We start from the raw sequence: 23131 nt of genomic DNA on the forward strand, positions 1-23131 counted from the left end.
AGACAAACCAGGACATCGTGCCCTCTCCGTGAAGACCCGGGTAGGTGTAACGTGCGCGTTTCTCTCCGTCCGCACAGCCGCTCCGACCTGCGAATACCCCCTTCCGGAAGCTCTCCGCAGCACGTCCGCGTCGCTGTTGTCAAGCCCTGAGATATGCCCTGACCTGCGAAAACGCCATTCAGAAGAAGCCGTATCCGTGTTACTCTGGATAGCCACGGAAGGGGTACCTGTCACATGACGTTCAAGGTTGGCGACACCGTGGTCTATCCCCATCACGGGGCCGCGCTGATCGAGGCCATCGAAACTCGCCAGATCAAAGGCGTGGACAAGACCTACTTGGTGCTCAAGGTCGCGCAGGGTGACCTGACGGTCCGCGTGCCGGCGGACAACGCGGAGTTCGTCGGGGTCCGCGACGTGGTCGGTCAGGACGGGCTGGACCGGGTCTTCGAGGTGCTGCGCGCGCCGTACGCCGAGGAGCCGACGAACTGGTCCCGTCGCTACAAGGCAAACCTCGAGAAGCTCGCCTCCGGCGACGTCATCAAGGTCGCCGAAGTGGTGCGCGACCTGTGGCGCCGCGAGCGCGAGCGGGGTCTCTCCGCAGGTGAGAAGCGCATGCTCGCCAAGGCACGGCAGATCCTGGTCAGCGAGCTGGCCCTCGCGGAGAACACGAACGAGGACAAGGCCGAGGCTCTCCTCGACGAGGTCCTCGCGTCCTGAGCGTGTTCCGGCCCGGCCGGAGCGCGTTCCTCCAGTGAAGCGATGCCGCGGTGCCCGCTGACGTGCTGTGAATCCACACAGCACTGTCGCCGGGCGCTGCGGCATGTTCGCGTACGGTTCGCGTACGAAACCTCCCGGACGCGTCCGGGACCCTGTACGTCGGGTTCATGCGTACCGGTTCCCCGACACGTACGTCCGAATCCCCTGTGCCGGGCGGCAACGCCTCGACCGTCGTCACGGAAAGGGCCCGGTCAAGGCGGAGCGTCCGGCACGGTGAATGCCATACCCATGTCGGCCGCGGAAACAAACCTGCCGGAGTGCAACCGATGTCAGACGAAGCGCGTCCCCGTCGTACCGCCGTCGTGATCCCGGCGGCCGGACGGGGCGTACGCCTCGGCCCGGGCGCCCCCAAGGCGCTGCGCGCGCTGAACGGCACCCCCATGCTCGTCCACGCCGTCCGCGCGATGGCCGCCTCCCGCGCGGTCTCGCTCGTCGTCGTGGTCGCGCCCCCCGACGGTGCCGCCGAGGTCAAGAACCTCCTCGACACCCACGCCCTCCCCGAGCGCACGGACTACCTGGTCGTGCCCGGCGGCGAGACCCGCCAGGAGTCCGTGCGCCTCGGACTCGAAGCGCTCCCCGAGGGCGTCACCACCGTCCTCGTCCACGACGCGGCCCGCCCGCTCGTCCCCGTCGACACCGTGGACGCCGTCGTCGAGGCCGTACGGGACGGGGCCGTCGCCGTCGTCCCCGCGCTGCCCGTGGCCGACACCGTCAAGGAGGTCGAGCCGGCGGCGAAGCCCGGCGACCCCGAGCAGGTCGTCGCCACCCCGGTCCGCGCCCACCTCCGCGCGGTCCAGACCCCGCAGGGCTTCGACCGCGACACCCTCGTCAACGCCCACGCCACCGTCGCCCTCGCCGGAGAGGGCGCCACCGACGACGCCGGCATGGTCGAGAGGCTCGGCGCGCCCGTCGTCGTCGTGCCCGGCCACGAAGAGGCCTTCAAGGTGACCCGCCCCCTCGACCTCGTCCTCGCCGAGGCCGTACTCGCCCGCAGGAGGGCCAACGATGGCTTCTGAGCCGATGAACCTTCCCCGCACCGGCATCGGCACCGACGTCCACGCCTTCGAGAAGGGCCGCGAGCTGTGGTGCGCGGGCCTCCTCTGGGAGGGCGAGGAGTACGGACTCGCCGGGCACTCCGACGGCGACGTCGCCGCCCACGCCGCCTGCGACGCCCTCTTCTCCGCCGCCGGCATCGGCGACCTCGGCGCCCACTTCGGCACCTCGCGCCCCGAGTGGTCCGGCGCCTCCGGCACCACCCTGCTCGCCGAGGCCGCCCGGATCGTCCGCGCCGAGGGATACGAGATCGGCAACATCGCCGTGCAGGTCGTCGGCGTCCGCCCCAAGGTCGGCAAGCGCCGCGACGAGGCGCAGAAGGCGCTCGGCGAGGCGGCCGGCGCGCCGGTCTCCGTCTCCGGCACCACCACCGACGGCCTCGGCCTCACCGGCCGCGCCGAGGGTCTCGCCGCCCTGGCGACCGCCCTCGTCTATCCCGTACAGAACCCCGTACAGCAGTAGGGGCGACGAAAAACGTGCCCCGTGGCCGGGAACAGGTCGCGGGGCACCACCGTGCGCCCACTACCCTGGAGGGGTGACTATTCGCCTGTACGACACCAGCGCCCGGCAGATCCGTGACTTCACCCCGCTCACACCGGGCTGTGTCTCGATCTACCTCTGTGGCGCCACCGTCCAGGCGGCCCCGCACATCGGCCACATCCGGTCGGGGCTGAACTTCGACATCATGCGCCGCTGGTTCGAGTACCGCGGCTACGACGTCACGTTCATCCGCAACGTCACCGACATCGACGACAAGATCATCGGGAAGGCGGAGCAGCAGGACCGCCCCTGGTGGTCCATCGGGTACGAGAACGAGCGCGCGTTCAACTCCGGCTACGACGCCCTCGGTTGCCTGCCGCCGACCTACGAGCCGCGCGCCACCGGGCACGTCCCCGAGATGGTCGAGATGATGCGCGGGCTCATCGAGCGCGGCCACGCCTACGAGGCGGACGGCAGCGTCTACTTCGACGTGCGCTCCTTCCCGGGCTACCTGGAACTGTCCAACCAGGACATCGACGACCTGCGCCAGCCCGACGAGGGCGTCTCCGGCAAGCGCGACCCCCGCGACTTCGCCATGTGGAAGGCGACCAAGCCGGGCGAGCCCGACTGGGAGACGCCGTGGGGCCGCGGCCGTCCCGGCTGGCACCTGGAGTGCTCGGCGATGGCCCACAAGTACCTGGGCTCCGCCTTCGACATCCACGGCGGCGGCCTCGACCTGATCTTCCCGCACCACGAGAACGAGATCGCCCAGGCCAAGGCCTTCGGCGACGCGTTCGCCCAGTACTGGGTGCACAACGCCTGGGTCACCATGAGCGGCGAGAAGATGTCGAAGTCGCTCGGCAACAGCGTGCTCGTGTCCGAGATGGTGAAGAACTGGCGCCCCGTCGTCCTGCGCTACTACCTGGGCACCCCGCACTACCGCTCGATGATCGAGTACAGCGAGGAGGCCCTGCGCGAGGCCGAGTCGGCGTTCGCCCGCATCGAGGGCTTCGTCCAGCGCGCCACCGAGAAGGCCGGGGCGCCCGTCGCCCCCGCCGCCGAGGTGCCGCCGGCCTTCGCCGAGGCCATGGACGACGACCTGGGCGTGCCGCACGCGCTCGCGATCATCCACACCACCGTCCGCCAGGGCAACAGCGCCCTCGCCGCGGACGACAAGGACGAGGCCATCGCCCGCCTCGCCGAGGTCCGGGCCATGCTCGGCGTCCTCGGCCTGGACCCCCTCGACCCGCACTGGGCCGAGGAGTCCGGCGGCGGCGAGGAGCTCCACGGCGTCGTCGACACCCTCGTACGGCTCGTGCTCCAGCAGCGCGAGTCGGCGCGCGAGCGGAAGGACTGGGCGACCGCGGACGCGATCCGCGACCAGCTCAACCAGTCCGGGCTCGCCGTCGAGGACAGCCCCGACGGTCCCCGCTGGACGCTGGGCAACCGTTAGAAGACGTGCCGCTCGGACCTCCGGGCGGCACACTTCAGTTACAGACTTCGTACGTCAGCAGAGGAAATCGGGTAGTCATGGCCGGGAACAGCCAGCGCAGGAACCGCCGCACGTCGAACAAGAAGGGTGCGACGGTCGGCAGCGGTGGCCAGCGGCGCAAGGGCCTCGAAGGCAAGGGCCCGACGCCCAGGGCCGAGGACCGCAAGGGCCACAAGGCGTACCGCGTCTCCAACGCGATGGCCCGGCAGGCGGCCAAGCGCAAGCCCGTCGCCCGCCGCGGCGGCAAGGGCCTGTCCGAGATGGTCGTCGGCCGCAACCCGGTCTTCGAGGCCCTGCGCGACGGCGTGCCCGCCACGACCCTGTACGTGCAGCAGTTCATCGACAACGACGAGCGCGTGCGCGAGGCCCTGAACCTCGCCACCGGCCGCGGCAACATCCACATCATGGAGGCGCCGCGCCCCGAGCTGGACCGGATGACGAACGGCCTGAACCACCAGGGCCTCGTCCTCCAGGTCCCGCCGTACGAGTACGCGCACCCCGAGGACCTGGCCGCCGCCGCGTTCGACGACCACGAGGACCCGCTGATCGTCGCCCTCGACGGCGTCACCGACCCGCGCAACCTCGGCGCCGTCGTCCGCTCCGTCTCCGCCTTCGGCGGCCACGGCGTCGTCGTCCCCGAGCGGCGCGCGGCCGGCATGACCGCCGGCGCCTGGAAGACCTCGGCCGGCACCGCCGCCCGTACCCCGGTCGCCCGCGCCACCAACCTGACCCGCTGTCTGGAGCAGTACCAGAAGGCCGGCGTGACGGTCGTCGGCCTCGCCGCCGACGGCGACCGCGAGGTCCACGAGCTGGAGGAGCTGGGCGGCCCGGTCGTCATCGTCGTCGGCTCCGAGGGCAAGGGCCTGTCCCGGCTCGTCGGCGAGACCTGCGACTTCCTGGTCCGCATCCCGATGCCGGGCGGCGCCGAGTCGCTCAACGCCGGTGTCGCCGCCGGTGTCGTGCTGTACGAGGCGGCCCGCCGCCGCATGGCCTGACACCGGCCGCGGAGGTACCCCGGTCCCGGCCGTGGCGTGATCTTGACGGGTCTCGGACATTTGCGCCCCGTCAAGGCAGTGTCCTAAACCCGGATCACTCGGTTAGATGAGTGTGGACACCAGAACGCCCCGGCCGGGGTTCGACGATCAGCCCCCGCTGAGCATGGTCAAGGTGGATTCCGATCCCGCCCAGGTGATCGTGAACCACGCCAGCTTCCGTGTGCGGCTCGCGCCGGCCCCGCAGCCGAAGTTCGCCGCCGGCGCCCGTACCGCGGCCCTGTCCGGAGCCGGGGCCCGCGCCGGCGCCGGCCCGCGCCGGCGCCCCGTCGTGTGGACCGGGAAGTCCTCGCCGGGCGCGACCGGCCTCCTCCAGGCGGTGCGCGAGTCCTCCGTCGCCATGCTCGAACCGGTCGGCGGCCCGTCGGCCGGCCACGGCGGGCACGGGGGCCTCGACGCGGGCGCCACCCAGGCGATCCCCGGCATCGGCGACACCATGCCCACCCCCGTGGTGCCCGCCGGGGCCGCGCCGCTGCTGCCCCCGATGCGGCGCGCCGAGGGCGCCTACGACGACCTGTACGAGCCGCGGCCCGGGCCGGAGGAGCCGTACGAGGACGAGGACGGGGCCGAGGAGCGGCGGGCCGACCGGCGGCACGGGCAGGACTCCGTCCGGCACGCCTACTACCCCGGCCGCCGGATGAACCTCGGCGTCGTCCTCCTCCCGCTCCGCGTCTTCCTCGGCTTCATCTCGGTCTACGCGGGCATGGGCAAGCTCTGCGACCCCGTCTACTTCGACGGCGGCGAGCGCGGCTCCATGGTGAAGTGGCTCAACTCCCTCCACCCCTGGGCCCTCGCCGAACCGCTCCGCGACTTCGCCCTCCAGCACCCCGTCGGCGCCGGACTCACCGTCGCCTTCCTCCAGGTCGTCGTCGGCGTCCTCACGATCCTCGGGCTCTGGCAGCGCGTCGCCGCCGTCGTCGGCGCCCTGCTCTCCGCCGCGCTGCTGCTCACCGTCAGCTGGAAGAGCGTCCCGGTCTACGACTCCGCCGACATCATCTACCTGGCCGCCTGGACGCCGCTGATCATGGCGGGCGCCCCCGTCTACTCCCTCGACGGGCGCCTCGCCGGGGAGGCCTGGCGCACCCTCGGCCCCCGCGCCGACCTCCTGGACCTGCGCCGCCGGGTGCTGCGCCGCGGCACCCTCCTCGCGGCCGTCGTCGTCGGCCTCACCCTCCTCGTCGGCTCCGTCCTCGGCGGCGCGGTCCGCTCCACCGAGATGGTCACCGTCCCGGGCCCCAACGACGATCCGGTCAACCACCTTCCCGGCCGCCCGCTCCAGGAGCCGCGCGACGAGACCCCGTCGAAGCCGGCGTCCACCGCGCCCGAGCCGGCCGCGACCGCCGAGAAGACGACCGAGGCCCCGGCGGAGAGCGAGCCGACCCGGGAGGCGACGGACGACACGACCGAGCCGACCCGCGAGTCCACCCGGACCCGGGAGCAGCGCCCGACCGCCACGCAGGGCGTCGGCACCGGGACCGGCGGCTCCGACGACGACGCGCCCACGCGGTCGGACCCGGAGCCCCCGCCGTCCACCAGCGACACCCCGAGCGGCACGGGCGGCACGTCGAGCGGCGGCTCCACGGGCTCGACCGGCTCGACCGGCACCCCGTCGGAGAGCGGCTCGACGACGAGCGGCGGCGGGGACGGCGGCGCCCGGAACCCGATCGGCGGCCTGCTGGGCTGAGCCCCGTACGTACGGAGCAAGGAGAAGGGCGGCACCGCTTCCACGCGGTGCCGCCCTTCTCGTACGCCCGGGGCCGTGGGTGTGTCAGGCCCTCTGCGCGGCCAGTTCCCGGGCGGCCTCGGTGAGGTCCTTGGCGGTGTCGATGGCCCGCCAGTACGCCCCCTGGGGCAGCGGGAAGCCGGCCAGGCGCTGCTCGCGGGCGAGGCGGGGGAAGGTGGTCCGCTCGTGGTCGCCGAGGTCGGGCAGGAGCGCGGTGAAGTCGGCGGAGAAGACGTACACGCCGGCGTTGATGAGGAACGGCGACGGCGGCGCCTCGATGAAGTCGGTGATGTGCCCGAAGGTGTCGGTCTCGACGGCGCCCCACGGGATGCGGGGGCGGGCCAGGGCGAGGGTGGCGAGGGCGTCGCGCTCGGCGTGGAAGGCGGCCATCTCGCGCAGCGAGAAGCGGGTCCAGATGTCGCCGTTGGTGGCGTACCAGGGCTCGTCGGGCGCGGGGAGGTGCGCGGCGGCGTACTTGAGGCCGCCGCCGCGGCCCAGCGGCTCGGTCTCGACGACCGTGGTCACCCGCAGGGGCAGTTCGGCGCTTTCCAGCCACTCCTGGAGCACCTCGGCGAGGTGGCCGCAGGAGACGACGGCGTGGGTGACGCCCTCGGCGGCCAGCCAGGAAAGCTGATGGCCGATGATCGGGGTCCCGGTGCCCGGGATCTCGACCATCGGCTTGGGGCGGTCGTCGGTGTAGGGGCGCAGCCGCGAGCCCTGGCCGCCCGCCAGGACCACGGCCTGCGTCGGAGTGGAGTGCATACGGGCACGATAGGCGCCCGGTGCGCGAACTCCGCGGCACGGGGACCGGTTCGCGGGGCTGCGGACCCGGCGTGCGGGGCCGCGGGGGAGGCGTGCGGGGCCGCGTGCCCGGCGTGGGCGGTGACGGGGCTCAGCTCGTCCGCATGACGCCGGTCGCGTACGAGGTGTCGCAGACCGGGCGGGAGAAGGACTGGGCGCGGGCGGGGCCGTAGCGCTGGACGGCGGCGCGGCCGAGGTCGCGGGCGATCGACATGCAGTGCCGGGCGAGGGAGGGCCGGTTCTCCACCTCGCGCTGGAGGTGGGTGAGGGCGGTGCCGGGGTCCTTCGCGCGGAGCTCGTCGAGGAGCTGGTCGCGCAGGACGTCCTGCGGGGCGCGGACCTTGGCGGGCACGGAGACGTCCTTGGAGGAGGCCGTCAGCTGGGTCGTGGAGTCCTGACCGGCCCACGGAACGGCGGACACCGCGAGCGTTCCCGAGAGCACCAGGACGACGGGGAGGACGAGGGCGAGGGAGCGGCCGATTCGGCGGGCAGAGTGGTTCACGCAGGCGAGCGTAGCGGGCGGTAATGATATGGCGACATTTAGTCACTCTCCCGGGGGATGGTTCGAGGTGGCTTTTCGAATTCCGTGTTGACGCGGGGAGGGGTTTTGGCGGGGTACGGCCCCGGAATGCCGGGGTTTCCCGCCGTAAACCCCTCTATGGGGGCCGAATGGACGAAAGACCCCGTGTCCGGGGGGACGCGGGGCCTTTCGTGTGCTGTCCGGGGGTCAGTCGCTGAGGCGGGCGCCCGTGGAGGTGGAGAAGACGTGCAGTTCGCCGGCGCGGGGCACGACGTGGAGCGTGGAGCCCTTGGCGGGGACGTCGCGGCCGCCGACGCGGACGACCAGGTCCTTGTCCTCGCCGCCGACGCGGGTGGAGCCGTAGACGAAGCCGTCGGAGCCGAGCTCCTCGACGACGTTGACGGTGATGGCGAGGCCGTCCTTGCTCGTGGGGCCCGAGACGTCGAAGTGCTCGGGGCGGACGCCGACGGTGACGGTGGTGTCGCCGTTGGCGGAGGCGGCGGCGATGGCGTCGCGGGAGACCGGGACGACGCTGTTGCCGAACTTCACGCCGCCGTCGGTGATCGGGACCTCGACGAGGTTCATGGCGGGAGAGCCGATGAAGCCGGCGACGAAGAGGTTCGCGGGCTTGTCGTACATGTTGCGCGGGGAGTCGACCTGCTGGAGCAGACCGTCCTTGAGGACGGCGACGCGGTCGCCCATGGTGAGCGCCTCGGTCTGGTCGTGGGTGACGTAGACCGTGGTGATGCCCAGGCGGCGCTGGAGGCTCGCGATCTGGGTGCGGGTCGAGACGCGGAGCTTGGCGTCGAGGTTCGACAGCGGCTCGTCCATGAGGAAGACCTGCGGCTCGCGGACGATGGCGCGGCCCATGGCGACGCGCTGGCGCTGACCGCCGGAGAGCGCCTTCGGCTTGCGGTCGAGGTACTCGGTGAGGTCGAGCATCTTCGCGGCCTCTTCGACCTTGGCGCGGATGTCGGCCTTGTTGACGCCGGCGATCTTGAGCGCGAAGCCCATGTTGTCGCCGACGGTCATGTGCGGGTAGAGCGCGTAGTTCTGGAACACCATGGCGATGTCCCGGTCCTTGGGCGGCAGGTGCGTGACGTCGCGGTCACCGATGCGGATGGAGCCGGCGTTGACGTCCTCGAGACCCGCGAGCATGCGCAGGGAGGTCGACTTGCCGCAGCCGGAGGGCCCGACGAGGACGAGGAACTCGCCGTCGGCGATCTCGATGTCGAGCTGGTCGACGGAGGGCTTGGTGGCACCGGGGTAGACCCGGGTCGCCTTGTCGAACGTGACGGAGGCCATGGTGATGTGTCCCTTCACCGGCAGGAACGTGCCGGACGATCCGAGTAAAGGAGGGATTGAGGTCTAGTCCACCTGGGTGAACCACGGGTGACGCTACCCGGCGGCGCGGGATCTGTCAGCACTCCTCGCCCCGTGAGATTCCCGACCACCACGGGACGGTCGTTGGATACACTGCACGGGTTGCCTCCTTAGCTCAGCTGGCCAGAGCACCGCTCTTGTAAAGCGGGGGTCGTCGGTTCGAACCCGACAGGGGGCTCCAGGTAGGAGACGCGAAGACCCCCAGCCGATCTTGGTTGGGGGTCTTTGACATCCACGGGTGACATCAACGGGGGCGGTCGGGCCGTTTCCGCGTGAGGAGTCGGTCCCGCGGTCCGCCTCCTCGACGCCCTGGACGATAAGGGCCGCACGTCCGCAGCCACGACGGTCGGCACCTCCTGAAGAAGTCCGCGTGACCGAGGCGAAGCATGTCGACGAGTGCCGTGGCGTGTACGACTTCCTGGATCAAGTCCGCCTTCGGTCAGGCATGTTCGTCCGTAATGGCTCCCTCCTGGGGCTCCACTTCATGCTGTACGGCTTCCGTGTCGCCTCCGCGATCTACGGCCCTCAGGCGGTCCTGGACTTCGAGCGCGGAGGCTCCTTCACGGAGTGGCTGTGGCCGCGACTGGGCCGGACGCACAGCAGCCCCTTGGGCTGGGCCATCGAGATCACGAAGGTTGCGCAGGTAGCCAACAGAGCCAGCATCGATCTGTTCTTCGACCTGCTGGACGAGTTCAAAGCCGAGCGAAGCCCAGAAGTGCGGTAAGAGTTTCCCTACTTCATCAAGTGCCCGCGCAAGCGCGGGCTGGCCCCTGGAGTCCGACCCCTCTGCGCCTTCGGCGCCGGACCCCTGGGGCCGCAGCAGGCTACGGCCCATGAGTAGAGAGCTGGACACGGAGTACTCCGGTCAGAACATGCCTCCGGCGGGGGCGCTCAGGCTCCGAGATGGTGGGGACGCCGTTCGCGTGTGCCGGCCGAGTGCGGCGTGCGCGGGGTGCTCCCATCCCGTCTGCCGTCGACCCAGGCAGAGCCGAGCGGGCGTGGTCCAGGGCGTCAAGGTCGTTCGTCCAGCGGGGCGCTCCACCTTGACGCCCTGGACCACGCCCGCTCCACGGTGTGTGGGTCGACGGCAGACGGGATGGAAGCTAGGTCGAGTAATGGGATCGGACGGTGGATTGCTGCCTTGGCAATTGCCCCAGCCCCTGACATGAGGGCGTCAGTAATTGACGAGCTCAATCGCGCGTGTCATAAACGGCCCCTGGCATTCCGCTCATCTGACCAGGGCCTATTAGCGTGCACGCCCTAGGTCAGATCCTCAGGGGCGTATTCTTCACCGGAAATGTAGTACTTGCGTGCGCTCTCTGAGCGCAGCTCCTTCGGATACATGACCACGTAGCCCGGCAGAGCCATGATCTGCCAGTCGTCTGGCAGAGTCGCACTAAGGAAGAGGAAGAACTCGTGCGCCGTCATCTCGGGGCGGTCGATGGTCACGTCAAATCGCTCATAGAATTTCTCGGCGGCAGTCCGATAATAGGCATAGCGAAATGTATAGGGAAGCTGCGTCTTCACGTTCTTCAGTAGCGGACGCAGGTTCTGCCCCCCAAGGTCGAGGTCGCGTATCACCCAATTGAGATTCGCCGGATAGAGCTGATCAAAATGATCGCTCGCAAACACCGTGGTATCCCGCTTATCGCCCGGATCATTAATGCCGAACCCGTTTTCATTCCACGGCGCCTCACCAGCGCTCTGAAACCTGTCGATCAGGAGCTTTTCGGGAGCAACTGCGGAAAAGTCTTCGTCGACCGAAAGCGCCGTAAAGGAGATTTCCTCCAAACGAATCCCCTCGCGGCCACTCAGTTTCCGCAGATGCTTTCCAAGGCGCTGGGGCAGGGTAACCTCGGCCTTTCCTACATAAAGTAGTTCCTTGCCTCGGCGTAGCTGGTAAACACCCTTGTGTGGAGGCAGGAGGCGAAGGTTAGCCTCGGTGAGCGGGGCTGGCGTGAGCGCTTCCAGGTCTGCAGCCAATTGATCACCAAGGGCCTTGGTGATGCTCAACTTGAACTCAGCGTGGTTCCCCAACGGCACCGTCGCGACTCCCTTCCCGGAGTGATCGTCGTCACTCTAACCGGTGATCCCGGGGGGCATGATGCGTGTTTCCTCAACGCGCGTCGATGATCGCTAGCTCCGCGGTATAGTTCCCTCATGTCTGAGCTGCGAATCAAGCATCCCCAGGTAGGCACCTGCGTCGAGCTGTTCGCTGGCGGTGGGGGTCTCGCCATGGGCGTACACGCCGCCGGCTTCCGTCCACTGCTCGTGAATGAGTACGCCAAGCGGGCGATCGAGACGCTTCAGGCCAACCCCACTCCAGAGGGCGGAAAGTGGCCAGTCAAGCCTGGCGATGTCCGCGATCTCATCGACGACTTCAAGGCCCTCGACGGAAAGGTTGACATCCTGGCTGGGGGTCCGCCTTGCCAGCCGTTCAGTCTCGGCGGCGCGCACAAGGGAATGGAGGACGAGCGGAACATGTTCCCTCAGATGTTCCGAGCCATTCGCGAGATGAAGCCAAAGGCGGTCATTTGTGAGAACGTTCGCGGTCTCTTGCGTCCCTCCTTTGGGCCCTACTTCGAGTACATCCTCAACGAACTGCGCCTTCCCTTCGAGAAGCGCAAGGCTGGCGCATCGTGGGAGGATCACAACGACATCCTGAAGAAGAAACTCGCCAACGACGAAGTGCCGCCCTCGGAGCGCTACTTCGTCAAGCACATCCCAGTGAACGCGGCGGACTTCGGGGTCCCTCAGATCCGACAGCGCGTGATCATCGTCGCCTTCCGTGCCGACCTCGGCGTCGACGAGGAAACCTGGAACAGATTCGAACCCAAGCAGACTCATTCCGACGAGGCGCTGATCCACTCCATGCGAGAGGGTGGGGAGTACTGGAACCGGCACGACTACGTCGCCGACGACGCCAAGGCTCGCACCATCGCGAATCTATCGAAACTCGACTACGACGACCACAAGACCAAGAAGAAGCTGGAACTCCAGCCTTGGCGCACATTGCGCGACGCCATCCAGGGCATCGATGAGTTCGAGGGACGCCCCTTGCCGTTCATCGAGGTCGACGCCGTTGAGAACAAGCTTCAAGTAGGCGAAGTCTCTGATCATTTTGGCTGGCCCGGAGCCCGCGTCTACACCGGGCATACTCCGAACCTTCTTGATCGGCCGGCCAAAACCGTCAAGGCAGGGGTGCATGGTGTCCCTGGTGGCGAGTCGGTCATGCAGATGGATGACCCTACGTTCAACGGCACGGGATATCGCTACATGACCGTGCGTGAGACCGCCCGCGTCATGACTTTTCCCGACGAGTGGCAGCTTGCTGGCCCACGTGGGGAAAAGATGCGGCAGCTCGGCAACGCCGTGCCCGTGAAGCTCGGCGCGACCTTCGCGAATGCTGTGGGCAACGCGCTCCGTTCCGTCGGTGCCTTGCAGCAGTCCGGCGGGAAGCCGTGACCCCGGCGGCGGTCGTGAAACAACGGGGGTGGAACGATCGCCCGCCGCCGGAGAATGCGTACAAACCGCGGCCGGGCCTGTCTCGGGACAAACGGACAGCAGAGCAGGACAAAGCGGCAGGTGGACGCTATCGCCGCGCAGTGCCGCTCGGGGAAGGCCGATACGCGCGGGCATCAATCCTGCTCCGACTTTATCGACGCACTCGACGTATCCGGGCATATCTCCGGTGGTCGGTCAATGGCAACACAGAGGAGCGCTACGTCTGCGACGTCGATGGACCCACCCGCGCAGCCAATCTCGCCGCCGCCTGGAGCGAGGCACGCGAGGCCGGAATGGTCGTCGACGAACCGCTTCCCGAGAACTCCTCCGCCAGCTCGATGTCTGTCCGGGCGGTCATGACTGCGAACAAGGGCAAGGACACCAAGCCAGAGCTCTTGTTGCGATCGGCGCTCCATCGCAGGGGTTTGCGGTATCGCGTAGGCATCCGTCCGTTGCCGAACCTGCGTCGAACCGCTGACGTCGTTTTCCCGAAGGCGAAAGTGGCTGTCTTTGTTGACGGTTGCTTTTGGCACGGCTGCCCTCAACACTATCGGCCAGCCAAGAAGCAGGGACAAAAATGGCAGGAGAAAATCCAAGCCAACCGAGAGCGCGACGCTACAACCAACATAGCTCTCAAGGAAGCCGGTTGGGCCGTCGTCCGGGTCTGGGAACATGAAGAGGTCGATGACGCGGCCGAACGAATCGAAGACATCGTCAGCGCCTTGTCCCAGTGATGCCGCATCCGCACTCGGCCACGTGTCAAGCGAAGTGTGCTGCATGCAACCAGCGGCAAGCCCGTGGGCTCCCGGCGAGGGCCGACCAAAACTTGCAGCAGAGTCCTCCCTTCCCTAACTGTCGATGGAACGTCAGGAGATCCCGCGCCCGAGCGTCACACCCCATGCTGACCTAGGTTCTGTCGTCAAATGTCACGCCCACATCAGGAGCGACGCGAGGGTGACGGCTGCTTCGTAGGACTGGGCGGTCTTGTCTTAGCGGGTGGCGATGCCACGCCACTGCTTCAAGCGGTTGAAGCACCGTTCCACGACGTTGCGGCGTTTGTAGACCTCACGGTCGAAGGCCGGCGGGCGGCCTCCGCGGTTGCCTCGTCGAGCCCGGTTGCGGACCTGGTCGGCCCGCTCGGGAATCATGTGGGCGATGCCTCGGCGGCGGAGCTAGGTGCGGATCGCCTTCGAGCTGTAGCCCTTGTCGCCGATGACGTGATCGGGCCTGGTCCGCAGCCGACCGGGCCCGGTCCGGGGCACCCGGATGGCGTCCATCACGGTGGTGAACTGGGTGCAGTCGTGGGTGTGGCCGCCCGTCACGACGAAGACGAGCGGGCGGCCCCGGCGGTCGCAAGCCAGGTGGATCTTGCTGGTCAGGCCACCTCTGGACCGGCCGAGGGCCGGGTCGCGGAGCCCCCTTTTCGGGTCCCGGCCGCATGCTGGTGGGCCCGGACGACCGTGGAGTCGACGGACACCAGCCACTCGATGTCGCCGACCGCGTCCGCCTTCGCCTGCGCGGCCCCCAGCATCCGATCGAACGTCCCGTCCGTCGCCCACCTGCGAAAACGCGTATGCAGCGTGGCCCACGGGCCGTAGCGTTCGGGCACGTCCCGCCAGGCAGTCCCGGTGCGGAACTTTCACACGATCCTGTTCAGGACCCGGCGGTTGTCCAGCCGCTTCCGCCCCCCGCAACGACTCGGGCAGCAACGGCCGGACGAACTCCCACTCGAGATCCGACAGTTCATGGCGACGTATCACGGCACCATGGTCCATCAGCTGTGATCGTTTGAAGGCGCTGCCTAGCGGTGTAAGGCGTCAACCATTGCGCCTCTAACTCGATGTGACGGTCATGCGCCCACTGTGACGGACCTCGCAGGGCGACATCCCGCCCAGCGGGACGGTCCGAACCAAGCGTCCGCCGGCAGCAAGGGCCCCATATATCAGAGCCCGCCGACCTGAGACTCAAGAATGGGGAAAGTCCCCCAACCGCCTGAAGTCTCCGGCAGACTAATGTCATTGGACGTACTTGTTCCCGGCACGTCGCGACATATGGCACTCGTCCCATGTGTTGGCAGTGGTCGCACCGTCGCATCGACGGGGGACCCGACAGACGACCGGCACCGAGTGCGGCCGCTCGGCAACACCGGAATCACCGGGATGCCGCAGCGGGGACAGTTGGTCGCCTAGCGGCCCTTCGTCTCCAGGTGAGGCAGAAGGGTCTTTCCTATGTCCGACGTGGCATGTCCCACGGAGGGCCCTGATCGCCTCAACGAACCCGGCGCCGCCGCAGTTCGTTCCACGCAGATCGGAAGGACCCCCCGTGGAAGACCACGCCTCTCAGCCAGGACCCGACGGCTCCGAGCTGAATGCGACACCCTCTGCTGAGGCCACCCCGCATTCTCCCGCCTTGCCACTGGCCAGTGTGGATGAGATCAGCACCACCGCCCCTGAGACGAGTGAGGCGCGTGTTGATGAGATTGACCCCGTGGAAGAAGATCTTCCATCGTTGCCTGACGGGCTACCTGCCCTTCCGCGGACGGCGGCGGTGCGTAAGCTCGCAAGCGCACTCGTGGGCTATGGGTTCAGTGAGGGTGCCGCCACAGCCGTCGCACGAGCAATCGCACGACCTGAAGAGGCTCGCAAACGCCTCCAGAATCCCGACATCATGCGGGTACCTGGAGGAATTCTCCACACGATCACTACCCAGGTGTGGGCGCCTGCAGTCTGTCACTTCCCAGGCAACAACCGGGAAGCGGGATACAGGGTCTATCCCCTCTCGGGAACACTGTCACCAGGACACTTCCCCCCCTTGCGTGGCCTAGAAGCGGCGCCGGGGGAAACCGGGGAACTTATTCTCCAAGCCCAATCGCGTGCGCATGTTGTCAGCGCTATGGACAAGTCGAATAGCTTCCTTGCTCGACACAACGACCTCACTGAGACTATCGGGCAGCACGGCATCCTGAGGGAGCTGCTGCTTACGGTTGTCAGAATCGACCACGACTCGGAGGATGAATCGCCGGTATGGGCACTAGCCGGCGCGGACGGGAGCAGCCGAATTTCGGCAAGTCACCGCATTCATGCACTCGGCGCGAGCGACGTTCTCTATGGCCTACCGGGTGACGATCGGAAGTATCGGCAGCTACTGAGCCAGGTCCTTGGCACGGGTGAGCGTCCGCGGGAAGAGGTCACGCCTGACGACGTGAAACGCGCCCGTGCGCTCGTGGCTCCGGCGACCCTCGTACTGCGGTTCATCCCGGACGAAAGCTCCCAACTGCAGTACGACCAGGCGGTGAAGTTCATCGTAGGCATCACCCACGTCGAGCCTCCGAAGCCCTGGGGAGCCGCAAGTGAGAACGACGCTTTGGCGGATCCGGTCATTGAGGAGTTCCTGAGGGCAGGCCGGCTCACTCGCACTCGTGCGGAGTGGTTCGCCGCAGACCTGACGCCGGATGAAGTCCGCTCAAACGTCCTCGACCCGTGGCCTGACACTCGGGTCGCGGAGATCGTATCCGCATTCCTCAATGCCGAAGAGCACGCCCTCTTCCGTAAAGGCGTCTTGAGGATCACGGCCAAAAGCAAAGTCACGGTCGACTTTAAAGCTAAGGTAGTCACGGAGATGATCCTGCGCCCCTGGCGCGCTGCTAACGCTGACGCAGATGCCGCAGATCGGGTGAGCGGAACCCGCAGCACACTGCAACGCATGCTGAAATGGACGCCACTTCAGGCGTCAAGCTGGCATGTCAGTGGGGACAACGATCCGGACAAGATGCTGGAATCAGCTCTTCGCAGCCTGAAAGAGGGAGGCTCCTCCGAAGGGGCAGGCGTCGAGCTGGGGCTCCGTGGGGGTTACTACCTGGCAGTGCACGGAACTTTGGTCCGAGAGGCGCGAGGACGCACCGTCGACTATCGCACTCCGTCATCCGTGCTCCAACGAATGACGGAGAATCCCCACGGACTTAGGACCCTTCACAGGGCAATCATCGACGGACGCCAGAACAGGAAACCACAGAGGGTAGATGAGATCGGAACGCCGCAACTCAACCTGAATAACAAGCCTCTCGAAGCCGACGACACGTGGCTCCGAACCACGTTCACCGCCGTCGGTGAGGCAGTCTCTTCCCCTCCGATTGAAGGGGACGTCACGACGCCAGAGAGCGAATTCGAAGCGGCCAAAGCTCACTTCGCGAACCTCGTAGCTTCACTGGAGAGCGCACTCGTCGCAGCCGAGAGCGTTCGCGGACACAGCCGCGCGTTCGTCAGAGAACAGGGATGGCCTCAGGTTCACGCGGAGGACCTAGGTATCCGTCTCGACAAGATCAGCGGACGGTTGAAGATGTATGCGGCAATCGCCGAAGCCGCAGAAGAGGCGCACACGGGCAGCGCGGACGAGTCTGACGAAACCTGACGGCCGACTGTGCGCCGTCGCAATCAGCTCGACGGCGCGCAGCTCCGCAACCGACTAGGTTGTAACACCGGGCAAGGCGCCTCGCGCCCATGCCGACAAACCGTAGGGAACAGATGCAGGATGCCTGCGAACCGCCGCTACAGGTGACACTGCAGTCGTCAATGTCTCGGTTGTAAAGGTTGACCATGGTCAGCCACGTGCATAAAGGAGCGGGTCACCGCACCGGCTGTGGACCATTTGTGGACCAGCCCCGGACCTCTGGTCCTTTGACAGGCTCTCACCTGGGCCGACGTGACGGCTGGAACCCCCTCCGGAGCCGTTTGCCAGAGGAGCCCCCGGCAGACGCTGGGGGCTCCATAGTGGGCAGGGGAGAGTAGCCTCGACATAAGGCCAGAAGAACGGCGGCTGCTTCCTAGACGTTGATGGATCTTGCCTGCGGAAGGCGTCGGCCACGGCTCTCTGCCACGCGTAGCGCGTGGCAGAGAGCTTCCGTCAGGTTGATTGATACGGCGCGCAAGTCTTCCGAGTCGGCCTCCGGCAGGTTCAGCACCTCGGTCGCGTGGTTGAGGATCTCTGCTGCCAGGTTGAGGTAGGTCGCTTCGAGGGCGTCGGCCAGGTTGGAGAGGTGGCTCTCGTTGTCGTCGGTGCTCAGGAAGCACGGTTTGCCGTCTGGACCGGCCCAGGGGAGGAGCCGTAGTTCGTCGTGGGAGGTCACCTGTCGGTCTTCTCCTCCTTTGGTGCCGGGTGGCTGATGAAGACTGCGTCTGCGTTGTCGCCGGGGAGGGCCAGGAGTGCGGCTTCGATCACGCGGCCTGTGGCGTCGGTGGCAACGCTCGTGATGGTAAGGACCGTCCGCGTCGGGCTGATGCGGAGAGCTGCTGATTCCTCCGGGGTGGGGAGGCGGGCGGCGACCGTCTCTCGGGTCTCCACCCAACCTGCCGCTCGTCCGTTGGGCCATGAAGTGGAGTCGAGCTGTGAGGCCGGCGTGAGATCGCGCGGGATGTAGATGCGGGCCATGCTTCTGGGGTTCTCGCCCTCGTAGGTGGTGCAGTGGAACTCGGTCAGGGGGGTGTTCGCCGGTACCCGGAGCAAGGTGCAGAGGCGCCCGCAGGCGCGGAGGTGGGTCGTGCGGATGGTGGTCTGGAGCTCTGGGACGAGCGGTATGCGGGCACCGCTGGTGTAGGTGATGCGGCGGAGCAGTGGACGGACGAAGTTGCCCTTTCCGTGGCTCTTCTCGATGAGTCCCTCGGCCTGGAGGAGGGCCAGGGCCTGCCGGACGGTTGGGGTGCTGACCTTGTAGTGGGTCGCGAGCTTCGGTTCCGAGGGGAGGCGGTCGCCGGGCTTGAGTCGGCCGGCGGCGATCTGGGCGCGCAAGTCCTCGGCGATGGTGTCGCGGAGCGTGGGCATGGGGTGGTCACCACCTTCTGTGGACGCGGAGGGCGACCAGGCGGGTGCGGGGGTGCATTGTCAGTTGCTCGCCCGTTTCGAAGAGAAGGCGCTTTGCTCCGAGGGGGAGTTGTCGGAGGTCGGCCACGCGGCAGGGCATGCCGCCGATCTGGATGACGTCGCCTCACTGGACGTTGAGCGAGGTGATTTCGATGGGGGCGGCCACGGCAGCGTTCGGGGCCCAGGGCTTCATGCCGTCGCCTCCGTGCGGGGCGCGTGAGTGGTCGGCGTGTGGCAGGGGCAGGCGCACGCCTCGTAGGTCACGGGGATGTCCACTGGGGCCGTCGCCGGAGAGAAGTGAGCGCACTCGTGGTGCGTGCCGATTCGGCATGCGGACGAGCGGTATGGGGGCGTTTTCGGCTGGGGCATCAGATGGCCTCCGCAAACGTGAGGAGGCGTTCGACGGGCGGGACGTACGGTCGGACCGGGACGGTCTCCTCGCCGCGGATTGTGTCCGGACCGAACTGGATGCCGAGGGGTAAGGCCGTGTAGCGGCGGGAGTTTCGGGCGTGCCGCGCTCTGGTGGGCCGGAGCGCGCGACGGATACGGTTGAACATGCTGGTCAGCTCCTATCGCTGATGGCCAGGTCCCCGGACGTCGCCTGTCGCGGGGACCGCTTTGTTCACGGCGGCCCAGAGGGTTCGGCCGCCCAGGCTGGTGGCGAGCAGGCCGAAGCGGTCTGCGTGTGCCAGGACTTCCAGGACCTCCCGCCATGTCTCGGTGGGGAGGGCCTCCGGTACCTCCGCTTCGATCGACGTGTGTCTGGTGTGGTCCAGCACGCGTGTGGTGAGTCCCAGGTCGGACAGCCGGGCGGCGAGGGCCTCCGCGCTTACTTTTGAAGCAGGCACAGGGCAGCCTCCGTTACCGGTGATCGCTTTCAGTGAAGCTAGTTAACTAGATTAGAGCTAGTGGACTAGATTTTTCATATGCCTGAGCAGCCGCCATACCTCCGTATCGCCGACGAACTACGGAGGCGGATCGCGGAGCACGAGTGGACCCCCGGTGACCGGCTGCCCTCGCGGGCCCAGATCGGCCAGGAGTGCGGGGTGGGCGAGAACGTCGTTCGACGGGCCCAGGAGTTGCTGATCTCCCAGGGCGTGCTGAAGGGGCGGGCCGGGTCTGGGACCTATGTCGCCGAGCCCCGGCAGCGGGTGTGGATGGTGCGGTCCGCGGCCCGTGAGCAGCCGGATGGGTCGCCATTCCGAGCGGACATGAAGGCCGTTGGGCGGAACGGTGGCTGGGATAGTCGGACCGATGCGAAGGTGCCCGCGCCGCTGGAGATCGCTGCGCGGCTCAGGATCGGTGAGGGCGAGCTGTGCGTCCGGACCGTGTACGAGTTTCTCGCCGACGGGCGGCGGCCCGTGCAGTTGTCGACGAGCTGGGAGCCGTACGACCTCACCGGCGGGACCCTCGTCGTCCTCCCGGAGGGCGGGCCGCACGCCGGCGCCGGTGTCGTGAACCGAATGGCCGAGATTGGCGTCACCGTCAGCCACGCCGTCGAGCAGCCCGAGCCGCGGCAGGCCACCGCCGAGGAAGCCTCACTTCTCGGGATCCAGAAGGCCGCGCTCGTCACGCACATCCGGCGGACGTACTACAGCGACCAGGGACAGCCCGTGGAAACTGCGGACATCGTCGTGCCGGCCGCCCTGTGCGAGATCGTCTACGAGATCCCGATCAATCGCTGACGGAGCATTGCGCAAGGGGGAGTCATGGAATCGCTTCGTCTTCTCATTGGTGGTTTGGTCTGGGGCGCACCCGCTGCCGCTCTTGTGACCTTGGTGGTCGTGTCCGTCGTGGTCCGCCGATGGCAGCGGAAGGCCATCGAGGCTCTGGAGAACGAGGAGTTGGAGGTGGACAGGCAGCGCATGCCCGGGCGGCCGGTCGCCACAGCGGAGGAAGTCTGAGCACATCCTTCGGTGCGTGTGCTGTCGGCGTGCTGCTGTCCGCCGCGCTTGCGCCTCCCCCTTCTACGGCCGAGCGCTGGAAGCATTCCCGCGTCCGGTGACGAAGGGGAACGGGATGGTTCAGCCGAAGTGCGGTGCTCCTACCCAGAGCGGAGGCCGCTGTCAGAACAAGGCGATCACGGGTACCTCGCGGTGCTCCAAGCATCAAGGGCCGTGGTCCCCGTACGGGGTCGAGCAGCGGAAGAAGAAGGAAGCCGAAGCCAAGATGAAGAAGCTCCGGAAGAAGCGGTAGCGCGCCGCCGGGTCGGCCCGGCTGACATCCACAGGTGACATCAACGACGGTGGACGGGGACGGTCACCCCCGGACCGCCGCAGCAGCCGCCAGCAGTGCCCCTCCCTTGCTCAGGACCGCTCGGCCGAACTTGTAAAGGGGTGGGCTCGGGGGCGCTCCTACCATGGTGGTCATGACCGAGGAGCAGGGCAGTGGCAGGCTCAGTGACGTAGAGGTCGCGCAGATGATGGATCTGTTGCGGCGTTACTGCGCTTACGACCTGGACCTGTGGGAGTCGCTCCAGGCGGAGACACCGTATGGGCCCGCCTATATTTATATGACCCGGCTCCTTCCTTCATGGTGGGACCCCTCAGGGGTGCGGCAGTTCTGAGCCGCCCGGTCGAGCGTGTGAAGCGGGGGTCGTCGGTTCGAAGCCGGTAGGGGGCTCCAGGTGGGATGCATGAAGGCCCCCGCCCGGTCTTGGTCGGGGGGCTTCGGCGTTTACGGGTGTGGTCGGTCGGGGGCGGGCGCGAGTGTCCTGCCGTTCCGTCAGTGCTTCGTTGTCGTCAGGTGCTGTGCCGTTGTCGTGATGTCCGTCAGGAGGGCGTCTATCTCGTGTTGCTCGGTCGTCGGGTTGAGGAAGACCAGTTTCAGGTGGACCTGTGGGGTGCCGTCCGGGGCGGTGAGCTTCGTTCGGGCGAGTAGGGCTCGGCCGTCCGTCATCAGCTTTCTGCGGACCGCCGCGTTCCCGGGCGTTCCGTCGCCCGTGGGCTCGCAGCGGAAGACGACGGTGCTGAGCAGTGGCTCCGCCACCAGTTCCAGGCCTTCGGTGGCGGCGATCCGGGTGGCCGCGTAACGCGCCTGGTCGTGGCAAACGTCCACCCACGTTTTCATGCCCTCGCGGCCGACCGTGAGCAGCGTCGCGGCCATCTTGAGGGCGTCGGAACGGCGAGTGGTCTGCAGCGAGGTGCCCAGCAGGGCGGTGAAGCCGAGGGCCTCGTCGTCGGACGGGTCGAGGTGGACGGCCTGCTCGTCCAGGCACTCCCTGTTCCGCCGGTCGCGCACCAGGAGCACGCTCGACGGGGCCGGGACCCGGCCGAACGTGTGACGCGTCCTCCTGGTACGGCCCGATCCGCCCGCATAAGGTCGTCGTCACGGGCGAGACGAGCGGACATCCACGACCTCGTGGGCGAGGGCGGTGAGACGTCCGGTGGAGCCCGGCAGGTCCAGCAGGCCCGGACGCGGTGCGACGGCGTCCGGGAGAGCATCGGAAGGGACTTCGACCGTGACGCACGCCGACCCGCTCATCGAGACCCTGGCGAACGCCCGTGTCCTCCTCTTCGTCTTCGACGGGCCCGTGTGCGACGTGTTCGCGGGACTGCCGGAGTCCGAGGTCGCGCGAGAGCTGACCGCGCTCCTCTCCGCCCGGGACGGAGCCGCGGGCGCGAAGGCCGCCCGGACCGGCGACCCGATCGAAGTCCTGCGCGTCGCGCACGAGGCCGACACCGAGCTGGGCCAGACGATCGAGCAGGCCCTGACGGCCGCCGAGGTGCGCGCCGTCGCGATGGCCGGGCAGCCGACCCCGGGGGCGGCGGAGGCCTTCCGGGCGGCGCGCGCGGCCGGCCGGGGGGTCGCGGTGGTGAGCGACAACTCCGCCGAGTCCGTACGGGCCTTCCTGGAGCTCCACGGCCTGGAGGAGTACGTCACGGAGATCGTGGGCCGCCCCTCCGGGCAGCTCCATCTGATGAAGCCCAACCCGTTCCCGTTCATCACGGCCGCCGAGCGGATGCACATCGACGTCACGAGCTGCACCGTGATCGGCGGCTCCGTCACCGACGTCCGGGCGGCCCGCGCGGCCGGCGCGACGGTCGTCGGCTACGCCGACGAGCCGCACGAGGCGGACCTGTTCGGCGAAGCGCAGGCCGACGTCGTCATCGAGGACATGCAGGACGTCGCCGACGCCCTCACGGCGGAGTAGCCGGAAAGCGGCAGGGACCGGATCGGCGCACCGGCGGCCGGCCACGCCGGTCGGACAGCTCCTCCACCCGCTCGGCGAGGCCCTCGGGCACGTCCACTCCCATGGCCCGAGCCGTCGCGATCCTGTGCCTGATGTGCCCGAGGAAGTCGCCCAGCCCTTCGTCACCGCGCGCGGCGCAACCGGCCGGCTCTCGTCGCATACGGGCCGTCCGGTCGTCCTCCGAGTGCATCACGGCAGGGAGCATGGGCGGCTCGGAAGCCGGAGGGTCTTCGCGACCGTGGGGCACGATCAAGTCGCGGCGGTGTGGTTCCGCGCGGCCGTGAGGCCGGACGGCGACCGT

21 protein-coding genes, 1 tRNA gene and 1 pseudogene are annotated in these 23131 nt (G+C 68.0%); 14 read left to right on the forward strand and 9 right to left on the reverse strand.

Translation table 11 applies throughout. The features are described 5' to 3' along the window. Window positions 1–234: 234 nt before the first annotated feature. The 6 genes from ACFY7E_RS00330 (at window position 235) to ACFY7E_RS00355 (ending at window position 6538) form a co-directional block, all read left to right on the forward strand. Entirely contained in the window at window positions 235–717 is a 483-nt protein-coding gene (locus tag ACFY7E_RS00330) for a CarD family transcriptional regulator (protein WP_003953493.1), read from the forward strand. Between the two features lie 326 nt (window positions 718–1043). Then, window positions 1044–1793: a 2-C-methyl-D-erythritol 4-phosphate cytidylyltransferase gene (gene ispD / locus ACFY7E_RS00335; protein ID WP_389479064.1), complete on the forward strand. Its 750-nt coding sequence runs from the start codon at window positions 1044–1046 to the stop codon at window positions 1791–1793. Continuing rightward, window positions 1783–2292, forward strand: coding sequence for a 2-C-methyl-D-erythritol 2,4-cyclodiphosphate synthase (gene ispF, locus ACFY7E_RS00340; protein WP_389479067.1), 510 nt, complete (start codon window positions 1783–1785; stop codon window positions 2290–2292). Before ispD ends, ispF begins: the two co-directional genes overlap by 11 nt. 73 nt (window positions 2293–2365) lie before the next feature. After that, window positions 2366–3763 (forward strand): cysteine--tRNA ligase, encoded by a 1398-nt coding sequence (gene cysS, locus ACFY7E_RS00345; RefSeq protein WP_389479070.1) that lies wholly within the window; start codon window positions 2366–2368, stop codon window positions 3761–3763. A gap of 77 nt (window positions 3764–3840) precedes the next feature. Beyond that, window positions 3841–4797, forward strand: a complete 957-nt coding sequence (rlmB, locus tag ACFY7E_RS00350; protein WP_389479073.1) for a 23S rRNA (guanosine(2251)-2'-O)-methyltransferase RlmB — start codon at window positions 3841–3843, stop codon at window positions 4795–4797. 106 nt (window positions 4798–4903) lie between these two features. Then, window positions 4904–6538 (forward strand): DoxX family protein, encoded by a 1635-nt coding sequence (locus tag ACFY7E_RS00355; protein WP_389479076.1) that lies wholly within the window; start codon window positions 4904–4906, stop codon window positions 6536–6538. Between the two features lie 84 nt (window positions 6539–6622). Here ACFY7E_RS00355 and ACFY7E_RS00360 read toward each other — a convergent pair whose 3' ends face one another. From ACFY7E_RS00360 to ACFY7E_RS00370, 3 genes are all read right to left on the reverse strand, one after another. After that, window positions 6623–7339, reverse strand: coding sequence for an NDP-sugar synthase (locus tag ACFY7E_RS00360; protein WP_389479078.1), 717 nt, complete (start codon window positions 7337–7339; stop codon window positions 6623–6625). Window positions 7340–7469: 130 nt separating this feature from the next. After that, a complete protein-coding gene (locus ACFY7E_RS00365; RefSeq protein WP_389479080.1) occupies window positions 7470–7880 on the reverse strand; it encodes a hypothetical protein in 411 nt (136 codons plus the stop codon). A gap of 225 nt (window positions 7881–8105) precedes the next feature. Next, window positions 8106–9203, reverse strand: a complete 1098-nt coding sequence (locus ACFY7E_RS00370; RefSeq protein ID WP_383441488.1) for an ABC transporter ATP-binding protein — start codon at window positions 9201–9203, stop codon at window positions 8106–8108. 182 nt (window positions 9204–9385) lie between these two features. Here ACFY7E_RS00370 and ACFY7E_RS00375 point away from each other — a divergent pair. Both ACFY7E_RS00375 and ACFY7E_RS00380 read left to right on the forward strand, forming a co-directional pair. Then, a tRNA-Thr gene (locus tag ACFY7E_RS00375) sits at window positions 9386–9462 on the forward strand. 189 nt (window positions 9463–9651) lie between these two features. Then, complete coding sequence (locus ACFY7E_RS00380; RefSeq protein ID WP_389479082.1) at window positions 9652–10005, forward strand: hypothetical protein; 354 nt, start codon at window positions 9652–9654, stop codon at window positions 10003–10005. A 536-nt stretch (window positions 10006–10541) separates the two neighbouring features. Here ACFY7E_RS00380 and ACFY7E_RS00385 read toward each other — a convergent pair. After that, window positions 10542–11294, reverse strand: coding sequence for a GIY-YIG nuclease family protein (locus ACFY7E_RS00385; RefSeq protein ID WP_389479084.1), 753 nt, complete (start codon window positions 11292–11294; stop codon window positions 10542–10544). Between the two features lie 147 nt (window positions 11295–11441). On the opposite strand from ACFY7E_RS00385, the gene ACFY7E_RS00390 reads away from it, so the two are divergent. Then, on the forward strand, window positions 11442–12746 hold the full coding sequence (locus tag ACFY7E_RS00390) for a DNA cytosine methyltransferase (protein WP_389479086.1): 1305 nt from the start codon (window positions 11442–11444) through the stop codon (window positions 12744–12746). Further along, window positions 12743–13519, forward strand: a complete 777-nt coding sequence (locus tag ACFY7E_RS00395) for a very short patch repair endonuclease (RefSeq protein ID WP_389479089.1) — start codon at window positions 12743–12745, stop codon at window positions 13517–13519. Before ACFY7E_RS00390 ends, ACFY7E_RS00395 begins: the two co-directional genes overlap by 4 nt. 258 nt (window positions 13520–13777) lie before the next feature. Here ACFY7E_RS00395 and ACFY7E_RS00400 read toward each other — a convergent pair. Further along, window positions 13778–14542: pseudogene (locus ACFY7E_RS00400) on the reverse strand (IS5 family transposase); the annotation flags it as partial. A 565-nt stretch (window positions 14543–15107) separates the two neighbouring features. On the opposite strand from ACFY7E_RS00400, the gene ACFY7E_RS00405 reads away from it, so the two are divergent. Beyond that, window positions 15108–17192: a hypothetical protein gene (locus ACFY7E_RS00405; protein ID WP_389479091.1), complete on the forward strand. Its 2085-nt coding sequence runs from the start codon at window positions 15108–15110 to the stop codon at window positions 17190–17192. A gap of 412 nt (window positions 17193–17604) precedes the next feature. On the opposite strand, the gene ACFY7E_RS00410 is transcribed toward ACFY7E_RS00405, so the two are convergent. The 3 genes from ACFY7E_RS00410 to ACFY7E_RS00420 all read right to left on the reverse strand — a co-directional run bounded on the left by ACFY7E_RS00410 (window position 17605) and on the right by ACFY7E_RS00420 (window position 19486). Next, complete coding sequence (locus ACFY7E_RS00410; protein WP_389479093.1) at window positions 17605–17907, reverse strand: hypothetical protein; 303 nt, start codon at window positions 17905–17907, stop codon at window positions 17605–17607. Beyond that, the gene (locus ACFY7E_RS00415) at window positions 17904–18599 is read right to left on the reverse strand and encodes a GntR family transcriptional regulator (protein ID WP_389479095.1); all 696 of its coding nucleotides are present in this window, start codon (window positions 18597–18599) and stop codon (window positions 17904–17906) included. Before ACFY7E_RS00415 ends, ACFY7E_RS00410 begins: the two co-directional genes overlap by 4 nt. 608 nt (window positions 18600–19207) lie before the next feature. Continuing rightward, entirely contained in the window at window positions 19208–19486 is a 279-nt protein-coding gene (locus tag ACFY7E_RS00420) for a hypothetical protein (RefSeq protein ID WP_389479097.1), read from the reverse strand. Between the two features lie 78 nt (window positions 19487–19564). On the opposite strand from ACFY7E_RS00420, the gene ACFY7E_RS00425 reads away from it, so the two are divergent. Beyond that, window positions 19565–20323, forward strand: coding sequence for a GntR family transcriptional regulator (locus tag ACFY7E_RS00425; RefSeq protein ID WP_389479099.1), 759 nt, complete (start codon window positions 19565–19567; stop codon window positions 20321–20323). A 683-nt stretch (window positions 20324–21006) separates the two neighbouring features. Continuing rightward, on the forward strand, window positions 21007–21204 hold the full coding sequence (locus tag ACFY7E_RS00430; RefSeq protein ID WP_389479101.1) for a hypothetical protein: 198 nt from the start codon (window positions 21007–21009) through the stop codon (window positions 21202–21204). A 158-nt stretch (window positions 21205–21362) separates the two neighbouring features. Here ACFY7E_RS00430 and ACFY7E_RS00435 read toward each other — a convergent pair whose 3' ends face one another. Further along, window positions 21363–21878: a hypothetical protein gene (locus ACFY7E_RS00435; protein ID WP_389479103.1), complete on the reverse strand. Its 516-nt coding sequence runs from the start codon at window positions 21876–21878 to the stop codon at window positions 21363–21365. A 220-nt stretch (window positions 21879–22098) separates the two neighbouring features. Here ACFY7E_RS00435 and ACFY7E_RS00440 point away from each other — a divergent pair, with 220 nt between their 5' ends. Continuing rightward, entirely contained in the window at window positions 22099–22791 is a 693-nt protein-coding gene (locus ACFY7E_RS00440; protein ID WP_389479105.1) for an HAD family hydrolase, read from the forward strand. Window positions 22792–23131 lie beyond the last annotated feature (340 nt).

Source organism: Streptomyces sp. NPDC012825 (genome assembly GCF_042900925.1).
In the GTDB taxonomy this organism is placed as follows: domain Bacteria; phylum Actinomycetota; class Actinomycetes; order Streptomycetales; family Streptomycetaceae; genus Streptomyces.